This window comes from Streptococcus sp. CF7_Ac1-12 (genome assembly GCF_024295905.1).
Classification (GTDB): Bacteria; Bacillota; Bacilli; order Lactobacillales; family Streptococcaceae; genus Streptococcus; species Streptococcus mitis_AP.
The window spans coordinates 1-11,767 of the sequence record NZ_JANCPG010000006.1 but is presented as its reverse complement, the minus strand read 5'-3'; the positions used below and the strand labels follow the sequence as shown (position 1 = coordinate 11,767).

The following is an 11,767-nucleotide window of genomic DNA, read 5'->3' as shown; positions in this document are numbered from 1 at the left end:
ATTAGCATAACACTCTCTACTTTGATTCTTACAATAAAAATAGCTATAGATTATTTTGTTGCTTTACAAATGCTATTTAAGTACTGTATCTCCAGGAATATAGTTTTTTATAAGATATTATCCTAATCAGAAAAACTAAGTTATACATAAACTTATATATAAATGTTCATTTGTAGCCAAACTGTATATTTTCTTATAAATTATAACATATTTCACAGACGCTTTCCAATGTATTGAAATAGCTTATACCCAACTAGATAGAAAATGAATTGTTTGACACCACAGCCCAGAAAAAAACTCATACTCAATAAAAATCAAAGAGCAAACTAGGAAGCTAGCCGCAGGCTACTCAAGACACTGTTTTGAGATTACAGATAAAGCTGACGTAGTTTGAAGAGATTTTCGAAGAGTATGAATTTCAAAGTATATATGAACTAGAATATTTGCTAACTAGATTCTGTACAAAAAGAGAGCTACTGGGCTCTCTCATTTATCATTTTACATACTTAAAAGGAATCTCACTACCACACAGCCAGTTGTAGACTTGATCATTAACAAATACATTCATGGCTTCGTGGGCATACTCAGGCATGATGCGATAGGCTTTATCGCAGGTCAGACGGTTGTAAATCGCAAATTGGGTAATAGGATAGCAAACATCGTCGTCCAAGCCCGTAATCATCTTAACCTCACCCTTGATACGATGGGCAAGATTTTTCACATCTATATAGTCCAGGGTCGACATGATTTCCTCCTCAGTTTCATGGAAGGGGTCGTGAAACTTGAAATAACGGAAAAGTTCGTCGTAAGCTTCACTGGTATTGCCAATCTCAAGCACTCGTCTGAAGTCTGACAAGAAAGGATAGATGGCAACAGTTTTCTGAATCCGAGGATTGAGCGCTGCCGCAACCAAGGCTAGAGCCCCTCCTTGTGAAGCACCATAGCTAGAAAGACGCTCCTCATCAACCTGAGGCAGACTAGCAACAATTTCAACCAACTGGTAAATATCCAGATAAACATCCTTATAAAAGAGGTGATCCCGACCTTCCACAGCACCACGGATAATATGCCCCTTAACTGTATTTCCTAGAGGAGAACGCAAGCCGTCTTGTGAGTAACCCGACTGCCCCCGCACATCCATGGAAACAACACCGTAACCAGCCACGGTGAAGGCCAGCATGTCGGCCCAGTCCCAGCCACGTCCCATATAACCATGGAAATGGAAGATTAGTGGAACCTTCTCCTCAGTCTTTGGAAGAACGACGCGCGCATAAACCTTTCCCTCATTCGTTCCTTCAAACGTTAACTCATAGCAACTAACTTGAGGAATGTGGAAATTTCTTTCCTCCAACTGGTAGGCTGGAAGAGTTGAAACTTTTTTCACTTCCTCATCCCAGAAAGCATCAAAGTCTTCTGGGACCTCATCCCGTCCTCTATAAGTCTTGATTTCTTCTAATAAAGCTGGATTTTTCATAGCATGCTCCTTTTATTTTGTAATCGCTATCACAACTGTAGCATATCTAGAAAAGCAATGCAAGAAAGAAGGGTAATACTCTTCGAAAATCTCTTCAAACCACGTCAGCTTCGCCTTGCCGTATATATATGTTACTGACTTCGTCAGTTCTATCTGCAACCTCAAAACAGTGTTTTGAGCAACCTGCGGCTAGTTTCCTAGTTTGCTCTTTGATTTTCATTGGGTCACTTCTAAAACTAACTTCCAGTTTTGGGAGAGAGAGGGAAGTTACTTTGAGAAGTTACGCTTTTTTACGAATAAATAGATAGAAGCACTAAATCTAGTCAACCTAGAGGTAAAAATGTGCTATAATGAAAGGAGAGAAAGAATGATTCTCAGACATCCGGGCATTAGCCCGACCAATGATTTAGTGGCTAAGAAGATTTTTAGCAACCCAGAAATCACTTGTCAATTTATTCGCGATATGCTGGACTTACCAGCCAAAAATGTGACCATTTTGGAGGGAAGCAATATTCACGTCTTGCCTTCCCTGCCTTACTCAGCGCAGGATTTTTACACTAGTATAGACGTCTTGGCAGAGTTGGACAATGGCACCCAAGTGATCATTGAGATTCAGGTGCATCATCAGAATTTTTTCATTAATCGTTTATGGGCTTATCTGTGCAGTCAGGTCAATCAAAATCTTGAAAAAATTCGTCAACGTGAAGGTGATACACACCAGAGTTACAAGCATATCGCTCCTGTCTACGCCATTGCAATTGTGGACAGCAACTACTTTCAGGATGATTTAGCCTTTCACAGTTTTAGTATGCGAGAGGATACGACAGGTGAGGTTTTGACAATTACAAACAACAGGCAGGAAAACCATCTAGTCAAGATGGCGTTCTTAGAACTAAAAAAATACAGAGAAACCAGCAAGGATAGCGTTCGCAAACCGTGGTTGGAGTTTTTTGGGAATAAACCCTTTACCCAACAACCCGAGCGAGCCATCAGCCAGGCAGACCAACTGCTAGACTACAAGAGCTGGTCCGAGGAGGACAGGAAAATGTTTAGTCAACTACGTATGCGTGAAGAACAGGCATTATTGGCTCATGATTATGCCTTGGAAACTGCTAGGGCAGAAGGGATTGAACAGGGACTGGAGCGTGGAAAAGTTGAAGGAAGTTTGTCTATGCTACTAAATCTAGTCCGTCAAGGTCTTTTGCCTTCTGAAGTTGCCAGTCAACAGTTGGGTATGACTGTCTCTGAGTTTGAAGAAATATTGAAAGAGCATCATAAATAAGAACTAAAAAATATAGAGAAACCAGTAAGGACAGGGTTCGCAAGCCGTGGTTGGAGTTTTTGTAAATCATTAAATCAATGACAGATTTTTCCGTAATAGATGGAAGAATCTGTTTTTTAGTTATGCTAGATGTGGGTTCTGAAATAGTAAGATATGGTGTATTGAAATAAGATATGAACAAAGAAATTAGGAAAGTCAAATTATAGTTAAATGAAATAAAAACTGAACAAATTAATTGCGGAATTCAAACTAATTTCTAACAATGTTTTAGAAAACTCGGTGGACTATTCAAGATTCAATCTACTATAATTTCTAGAATTTTTTAGAATCCGCAGTGTGCTATTTTAGATTCAATAAATTGTGCTTTTAGAAACAAAAAAGAGCAGTTACGCTCTTTCTTCCTTATATTTATATTATTTTGTTGCTTCTTTCTTTTGGAAAGTGGTTTGGTAATTTACTTTAATCGTTACGGTCATGTGAGAGTCCTCGTTTCTTTTTGATGACTCTAGTATAAGGACCAAACCTGAAAGCTAGCTTAAGATTTCCTTATAGAAAGCTTATACTCAATGAAAATCAAAGAGCAAACTAGGAAACTAGCCGCAGGTTGCTCAAAACACTGTTTTGAGGTTGCAGATAGAACTGACGAAGTCAGTAACATATATATACGACAAGGCGAAGCTGACGTGGTTTGAATTTGATTTTCGAAGAGTATTAATCTAAATGTTCTTTCTTTTCCATATGAAGGGCAATCATGCGCCATTCTGGATCCTCTTTCCAACCTTCCATAGAACTAATATAGCTGGCAACCTTTCTAGCCTCTTCTAAAATCGGAAAATCTTCGATAATATCAGCCACTTGGAATTCTGGAAGTCCTGACTGTCTGGTTCCAAAAATTTCACCTGAACCACGCATTTTCAAATCTTCCTCCGCAAGGACAAAACCATTAGTGGTTTCTGTCATAATGCGCATGCGATCTTTTCCAGAATCAGTCTTGGGATTAGCAACGAGAACAGCATAGGACTGCTTGTCCCCCCGACCGACACGACCTCTGAGCTGGTGAAGCTGGCTGAGCCCGAAGCGATCGGCATCCATGATGATCATAACTGTCGCATTTGGAACGTTAACCCCGACCTCGATAACCGTCGTTGAAACCAGAATATCCGTTTTTCTCTCTTTGAAATCCTGCATGATCTGGTCTTTTTCATCACTCTTCATTTTACCATGTAGAAGAGCTACCTCTGCCTTTCCTGCAAAATGCGCCGTCAATTCCTCTGATAAGGCAATGGCATTTTTCAAATCCAGAGCTTCTGATTCTTCAATCAAGGGAGAGATGACATAGGCTTGAGAACCTTTTTGGATTTCCCCCTCTAACCAAGTCAGGACCTGAGCTAGTTGCTCATGTTTGATCCAGCGCGTCACAATGGGTTTTCGACCTGCTGGCATCTGGTCGATAATGGAAACATCCATATCTCCAAAGGCTGTGATGGCTAGCGTCCGTGGAATGGGAGTCGCCGTCATCATGAGGACATCTGGATTGTCTCCTTTTTCCCGTAAAATCCGCCTTTGACCCACACCAAAACGGTGCTGCTCATCGATGATAATCAAACCAAGGCAAGCATACTCCACCCCATCCTGAATCAGAGCATGGGTTCCGATAATCAAATCAGCCTCACCCTTGGCAATTATCTCCAAGACTTCTCTTTTTTCTGCAGCTTTCAAGGATCCTGTCAAGAGAGCGAGTTTCAAGTCTGGAAAGAGACTCTGTAGACTTTCAAAGTGTTGCTCTGCTAGGATTTCTGTCGGTACCATGAGAGCAGCCTGGTGCCCAGCTGTCACTGCCGCAAACATGGCCAAGCCAGCAACCACCGTTTTTCCGCTCCCCACATCTCCTTGTAAGAGTCGATTCATGTGGTGGTCGGACTTCATGTCGGCCAAAATTTCCTGCAAACTCTTTTCTTGAGCTGGGGTCAGAGCAAAAGGAAGACTTGCTTTAACTGCTGTCACCTTTTCCTGAGACCAATTCAGAACCAAGCCGCTTCCCTGAACTCTATTTTCAGACTTGAGCGTCTGCAACTGCATTTGGAAATAAAAGAGTTCTTCAAACTTAATACGGCGAAGAGCCTGCTTGTATTCTGCCAAATCCTTAGGGAAATGCATAGCACGAACTGCTTGGCAACGGGACATAAGTTTGTATTTGTCTAGTAAAGACTGGGGAAGATTTTCCTCTATCAAGAGGTCCAACCCCTGATCAAAGGCTGTCTTAATAACCTTGACCAGACTGGCCTGACTGACTCCCTGAGCCAATCTATAGACAGGTTGGAGGTCATCTTCCACCTGAGCCAGGACCTTCATCCCAGTCAGACTAGCCTTAGCTCGATCCCATTTTCCAAAGACAGCAAGAGTTGCTCCCAACTCTATCTTATCAGCTAGATAGGGCTGGTTAAAGAAATTCACCGCAAAAACAACTTCTCCCTGCTTGAGGCTAAAGCGCAGACGATTGCGCTTGAAACCATAATACTGGACACTGGCAGGAGTCACAACTTGACCAGAAAGAACCGCTTTCTCACCGTCTTCCAGTTCCAGCACCTGTTTGGTCTTGAAGTCTTCATAACGGAAAGGAAAGTAGAGCAAAAGATCTTGCAAGTTTTCAATTCCTAGTTTGGCGTATTTTTCTGCTGACTTTGGTCCCACACCAGGTAAGACATGCAAGGGTTGATGTAGATTCATGCTCCACTCCTTTCTTCTTTAATAATATTCTCTCGGAATGCGGTCACTGAGAAGACAAACCACCTCGTAGTTAATAGTCCCACGGTAGGTCGCTACCTGAGTAGCCGTTATCTCCTTGCCCCCATTGGAGCCAATTAAGGTCACCTTGGTTCCTAAGGGATAAGGCTTAGGTAGACGAATGGTGATTTGGTCCATAGAAACTCGCCCAACGATTGGGCAAGCTTGCCCATCAACCAAGACAGTGAAATTTTGCATATCTCGCGTCCAACCATCCGCATAGCCGATTGGAACGGTCGCGATGACTTGCTCGCTATCCGCCTGATAGGTCGCTCCATAGCCCATGCAAGCTCCAGCTGGAACTGTCTTGACATGAACTAGAGCAGATTCCAAAGTCAAGGCTGGTTTCAAGTCATAGGGCAAGTCCAAGACCTCTCCGCTAGGATTGAGACCATACATGGCGTCTCCCATACGGACTGCATTGAAAATAGTCTCTGCATGCCAAAGAGTCGTTGCAGAATTACTAGCATGAACCAGCTCTGGAAGACCTTTCATACTTGACAGAATTTTTTTAAACCGTTCTAATTGCTCATTAAAGTAGGCATCTGATGCTTCATCTGCAGTCGCAAAATGGGTAAAAATCCCTTCAACACGAGCACCGTGTTGTCTGAGCAAGTCTTGAGCCTGCTCAGCCTCACGAGCCTCTCGAAAACCAATCCTTCCCATTCCTGAATCAATCTTGAGGTGAACTGTCAATCCAGCTAAGTCTGATTCTTTATCTAAGAGTGCTTGAATCCACTCCAGTCCAGCCACAGTCAAGGTGATGTCGTATTCTTTAGCTAGAGCGACAGCTTCGATTTCAGAAACTCCTAAAATGAGGATTCGTTTACTGAGTCCAGCCTGTCTGAGTTCAAGAGCTTCATCGATATTGGAAACACAAAAGCCATCAACATCCTCTTGAATCGCCTTGGCAACGGCAACAGCCCCATGCCCATAGGCATTAGCCTTGACCACTGCCCACTTGAGCGTTCCTTGAGGGATATGAGCCCCCATTTGCTGAATATTTTGTCGAATAGCTCCCAGATGAATCAGAGCTTTGGTTGGTCTATGTGGACTAGCTTTCATGATTTTCCTCCAAAATGACACTGGCTGTCACAAACTGATCGGTGTGGCTGATAGACAGCCAAATCTTTCCTGAAAATGGTGCCTGACTAAAATAAGGCGCCCCGCGTTCATTGTTCAAGACTTCCAAATCCTGAAAACCGAGCTTGCCAATGCCCGTTCCCATGGCCTTGGAAAAGGCCTCCTTAGCCGACCAGCGACCAGCCAAATATTCAATCTGCCTGCGCCCTTTGAGACTGGTGAAGCGCTCCATTTCCTTAGCGGTCAGCACGCGCTTAGCAAATCCTTCATGTCGTGTAACCGCGCTTTCTATCGAAGCCAATTCTTCGATGTCAATTCCGTGTCCAACTATCATTCTCATCAAAAGGAGTTGAGATTCCCCAACTCCATCCTTTTCACTTATTTTGTCAAGGTAGCATAAATCTCTTCTACCAAGGCCTCTGTATTTTCCCAGCCTAGGCAAGGATCGGTAATAGAGCAACCAAAGACCTCTGGTTGATTTTGACGACCATCTGCTAGGTAAGACTCAATCATAAAGCCTCGAACTGTCTTTTTAATCTTCTCATTCCAATCACGATTTTGCAAGGTCTGGCGAACAATTCGAATCTGCTCCATATATTGCTTGCCTGAGTTGTCATGGTTGGTGTCAATGAGGATAAAAGGATTTTCAAGTCCCATAGTTTCATAACGCTCAATAGCATTTAGCAGTGTTTCATAGTAAAAGTTAGGCTCATTTTTCCCATATTCATTAACTGCGCCACGAAGGATGACGTGGGCCAAGGGATTTCCTGAAGTCTCAACTTCTTGGCCATGAAAGAGGAAGGTTTGTTTGTTTTGAGCGGCATAGATGCCATTAAACATGACACCAAGATTTCCAGAGGTTGGATTTTTCATCCCGACTGGTGCATCAATCCCTGAGGCCACAAAGCGGTGCTCTTGGTCTTCCACAGAACGAGCTCCTACAGCATGGTAGCTGACCAAATCATCTACCAAGACCAGATTTGACGGATAAAGCATCTCATCTGCCGTTGTCAAACCAGTCTCTGTAATCACACGGTAGTGCAACTGACGCACAGCCTGCAAACCGTTAATCAGACTTGGAGCCTTAGAAGTATCTGGCTGGTGAACTAAACCTTTATAGCCGTCTCCGTTGGTGCGTGGTTTAGCTGTATAAACACGCATAACCATGAAAATCTTGTCCGCCACCTTCTTTTGCAAGGCGGACAAACGGCGGGCATATTCCAAGACAGCCTCTTCATTATCAGAAGAGCAAGGACCAATCACCAAAAGGATACGGTCATCTTCACCTGAAATAATGTCTGCCAATTCTCTATCACGACGCTCCTTTAGTCGCAAGGCTTCCGCAGACAATTGAGTTTCTGCCTTGATTGCTTCAATATCGATTTCTTGACCTTTTTCAATAAATGTCATCTTATTCTCCTAGCGTTTGGTAGATTTCTCTGACAAGGGCTTCCGTATTATCCCAGCCAAGACAAGGGTCTGTGATAGACTTGCCAAATACTTCCGGTTCGTTTTGACGGCCGTCTTCTAGATAAGACTCAATCATAAAGCCACGAACATACTGCTTGATCTTTTCATTCCAATCACGGTTAATCAAGGTCTGGCGGACAATTCGAATCTGATCCATGTATTGCTTACCAGAGTTGTCATGATTAGTATCGACGATGATAAAGGGATTTTCCAAGCCCATTTTTTCATACTGAGCAATGGTATCCATCAAATTATCATAGTAGTAGTTAGGAATATTCTTACCATACTCATTGATCGCTCCACGAAGAATGGCATGCGAAAGTGGGTTCCCAGTTGTTTCCACTTCTTTTCCAAGAAAAAGGAAACTTTGTTTGTTTTGAGCAGCATAAATCCCATTAAACATAACATTGAGATTTCCAGATGTTGGATTTTTAAACCCAGTCGCGAAATCTGCTCCACTTGCCACAAAGCGGTGTTGCTGGTCTTCAACTGAACGGGCACCAACCGCCATGTAAGAAATCAAATCATCCACAAGCGGTAGATTTTCAGGATAAAGCATTTCATCAGCCGTTGTCATTCCTGTTTCTGTGATAACACGATAATGAAGATGGCGAACGGCTTTGATTCCATTGATAAGACTAGGCGCTTCTGTCGCATTAGGCTGGTGAATCAAGCCCTTATAGCCATCTCCGTTGGTACGGGGTTTAGCAGTATAAACACGCATAACCATAAAGATACGGTCTGCCACTTCTTCTTGCAAAGCTGCCAAACGCTTAGCGTATTCAAGAACAGCTTCTTCATTGTCAGATGAGCATGGCCCGATTACCAAGAGAATTCGCTGGTCTTCTCCACGTATAATGGCTTCTAGCTCTTGATCGCGCTGTGATTTTCTCTCTAAAGCTTGGCCTTCTAATTTTGATAAGGCACGAACTTCTTCAATATTAATTTTAGGACTTTTTGCTGTAAATACCATAACTCATCTCCTTATAAAGCAAACGGATACCAAGTAAAAATTTACTTTTCACAAGGTATCCGCCTCTAAACTATCTCATTTTATTGTCTTTTACCGTGACAGTTTTTAAACTTCTTACCAGAACCACATGGGCAAAGTTCATTCCGTCCAATCTGGCTCAAATCCAAATCTTCTGGGATATTTGCTTGGTGGGCAGCGATATTTCGAGTCGCTGTTGTACTGATATGGTGTTCTGCTTGTGGTCTTTCTTGTTCATGAATTTGTGCTTTCATCATCAAGCGTGTCACATCAAACTCAATCGAACCAATCATGTCATTAAACATACGGAAACCTTCCGCCTGATACTCAACAACAGGGTTGTTCTGAGCATAGCCACGAAGTCCAACAGCGTTACGCAATTGATCAAGGGCATCGATATGATCTGTCCACTTGTTATCCACCACTCGTAGAATCAAGACTTTTTGGAATTCTTTAACTGCTTCTTCATCGCGTAGTTTTGAAACCTGACTATCGTAAACTTGCAAGGCACGTTGGAAGAGCTCTTCCTTAATTGCCTTATCAGACAAGCCTGACAAGTCTTCCATCGTAATAGAATCTTCTGGAAGCAAGTTGTACTTAGCAAAGTTCAAAATTGCTTCTAGTTTTTCATCTTGTTTTGCACGCGCATGACCATCAACGACACGACCAATCGTGCGTTTGATCATTGCCTGAATTTCAGGTGCCAAGTCACGGTCTGCAGTGATAACATCGTAACGTTGAGCGTAGATAATCTCACGTTGTTCACGCATGACATCATCGTATTGAAGGACTTGTTTACGGGTATCGTAGTTATTTCCTTCGACACGTTTTTGAGCCGCTTCAACCTGACGTGTCAACATACGAGACTCAATGGCTTCATCAGACATATTGAGACGTTCGAAGACACCTTTCAGACGTTCAGAACCAAAACGTTTCATCAAATCATCTTCAAGAGATAGGTAGAATTGTGACTCACCTGGGTCTCCTTGACGACCTGAACGTCCACGAAGCTGGTTATCGATACGACGGCTTTCATGACGTTCTGTACCAATCACACAAAGTCCACCTAATTCGCGAACCCCTTCACCAAGCTTGATATCGGTACCACGACCGGCCATGTTGGTTGCGATGGTAACAGCACCACGTTGACCAGCATTCATAATAATTTGGGCTTCTTTATAGTGGTTTTTGGCATTCAAGACTTCGTGAGGTACGCCAGCTGCAACCAATTTCTTAGAAATGTAGTCACTGGTTTCAACTGCTACTGTACCAACCAAGACAGGTTGACCTTTTTGGTAACGAGCCTTAACGTCTTCGACAACCGCCTTAAACTTAGCTTCAATGCTAGCAAAAAGCAAATCTGGATGGTCAATACGTTGAACAGGACGGTTTGTTGGGATTGGAATAACACGAATGTTGTAGATTTCACGGAATTCTTCTTCCTCAGTCTTACCAGTACCCGTCATACCAGACAATTTCTTGTACATACGGAAAAGGTTTTGGTAAGTAATTGAGGCAGATGTCTTGGTTTCATCTTGGATTGGAACACCTTCTTTGGCTTCAATGGCTTGGTGCAATCCATCAGAATAACGACGACCTTCCATGGTACGACCTGTAAATTGGTCGACGATCAAGATTTCTTGCTCTTCGCTCACCACATAGTCAATATCGAGAAGCATGATGTAGTTGGCACGAAGGGCGTTATCGATAAAGTGAGTCAGAGCTACGTTTTCAATGTCATAAAGGTTTTCAAGCTTGAAGTAGCTTTCAGCCTTGTCAATCCCTGAATCAGACAAACCAATAGTCTTAGACTGCACATCAATGATGTAGTCGTCTTTGTCCAACGATTTTACATAGTGGTCTGCCATGTGGTAGAGCTGACTAGTTTCAACCGCATTAGCACCTGATACAATCAAAGGTGTACGGGCCTCGTCAATCAAGATTGAGTCAACCTCATCGACCAAGGCATAGTTAAGCGGACGTTGTACCATGTTTTCAGCGCGAACGACCATGTTATCACGTAGGTAATCAAATCCGATTTCTGAGTTAGTTGAATAAGTAATATCACACTCATAGGCTTCTTTTTTCTCCATTGGAGATTTGGCGGCCAAGTTAATCCCTACTGACAAACCAAGCCATGAGTACAATTCACCCATCTCAGTCGCGTCACGTTCTGACAGGTATTCATTGACCGTAACTACGTGAACCCCTTTGCCTGAAAGGGCATTGAGGTATACCGGCATGGTCGCAGTCAAGGTTTTTCCTTCCCCTGTACGCATCTCTGGCACGTCACCATGGTGAAGAACGATTCCCCCCATAACCTGAACCTTATATGGGAAGAGACCTAGGACACGTTTAGCACCTTCACGGACAACCGCAAATGCCTCATAAAGCAATGAATCCAGTGATTCTCCATTTTGATAACGTTCTTTAAATTCAACTGTTTTTGCTTTTAGTTGGTCATCTGTCAAAGCAGCCATTTGGTCTTCGTATTTGAAAACCTTGTCGGCCATCTTTTCCAGACGACGGATTTCTCCTTTATCATTTTCGATAATTGTTTTTAAAATATTAGCCATGTTTTTCCTTACTTTAAATTCCGAATATTTTAGAATGTTCTTTTAATTTTAGCACAATTACTGATTATTTTCAAGGAAGAATCCCCATTTCAAAATGGAAAAAGAGG

General features: G+C 42.7%; 8 protein-coding genes. 1 reads left to right on the top strand and 7 read right to left on the bottom strand.

Translation table 11 applies throughout. The features are described from left to right. Nucleotides 1-493: 493 nt before the first annotated feature. On the bottom strand, nucleotides 494-1,474 hold the full coding sequence (locus NMM17_RS04145; protein WP_254753897.1) for an acetylxylan esterase: 981 nt from the start codon (nucleotides 1,472-1,474) through the stop codon (nucleotides 494-496). Nucleotides 1,475-1,841: 367 nt separating this feature from the next. Here NMM17_RS04145 and NMM17_RS04140 point away from each other — a divergent pair, with 367 nt between their 5' ends. Beyond that, nucleotides 1,842-2,756: an Rpn family recombination-promoting nuclease/putative transposase gene (locus NMM17_RS04140; RefSeq protein WP_254753896.1), complete on the top strand. Its 915-nt coding sequence runs from the start codon at nucleotides 1,842-1,844 to the stop codon at nucleotides 2,754-2,756. A gap of 711 nt (nucleotides 2,757-3,467) precedes the next feature. On the opposite strand, the gene recG is transcribed toward NMM17_RS04140, so the two are convergent. The 6 genes from recG to secA form a co-directional block, all read right to left on the bottom strand. Then, nucleotides 3,468-5,483, bottom strand: a complete 2,016-nt coding sequence (recG, locus tag NMM17_RS04135) for an ATP-dependent DNA helicase RecG (protein ID WP_001048780.1) — start codon at nucleotides 5,481-5,483, stop codon at nucleotides 3,468-3,470. Between the two features lie 18 nt (nucleotides 5,484-5,501). Next, entirely contained in the window at nucleotides 5,502-6,605 is a 1,104-nt protein-coding gene (alr, locus tag NMM17_RS04130) for an alanine racemase (RefSeq protein ID WP_000648089.1), read from the bottom strand. Further along, on the bottom strand, nucleotides 6,595-6,957 hold the full coding sequence (acpS, locus tag NMM17_RS04125; protein ID WP_000635005.1) for a holo-ACP synthase: 363 nt from the start codon (nucleotides 6,955-6,957) through the stop codon (nucleotides 6,595-6,597). Before acpS ends, alr begins: the two co-directional genes overlap by 11 nt. 44 nt (nucleotides 6,958-7,001) lie before the next feature. Then, a complete protein-coding gene (locus NMM17_RS04120; protein WP_254753895.1) occupies nucleotides 7,002-8,033 on the bottom strand; it encodes a 3-deoxy-7-phosphoheptulonate synthase in 1,032 nt (343 codons plus the stop codon). A gap of 1 nt (nucleotide 8,034) precedes the next feature. Then, the gene (locus NMM17_RS04115) at nucleotides 8,035-9,066 is read right to left on the bottom strand and encodes a 3-deoxy-7-phosphoheptulonate synthase (protein WP_000232190.1); all 1,032 of its coding nucleotides are present in this window, start codon (nucleotides 9,064-9,066) and stop codon (nucleotides 8,035-8,037) included. A gap of 80 nt (nucleotides 9,067-9,146) precedes the next feature. After that, nucleotides 9,147-11,660, bottom strand: a complete 2,514-nt coding sequence (gene secA / locus NMM17_RS04110; protein ID WP_254753894.1) for a preprotein translocase subunit SecA — start codon at nucleotides 11,658-11,660, stop codon at nucleotides 9,147-9,149. Nucleotides 11,661-11,767 lie beyond the last annotated feature (107 nt).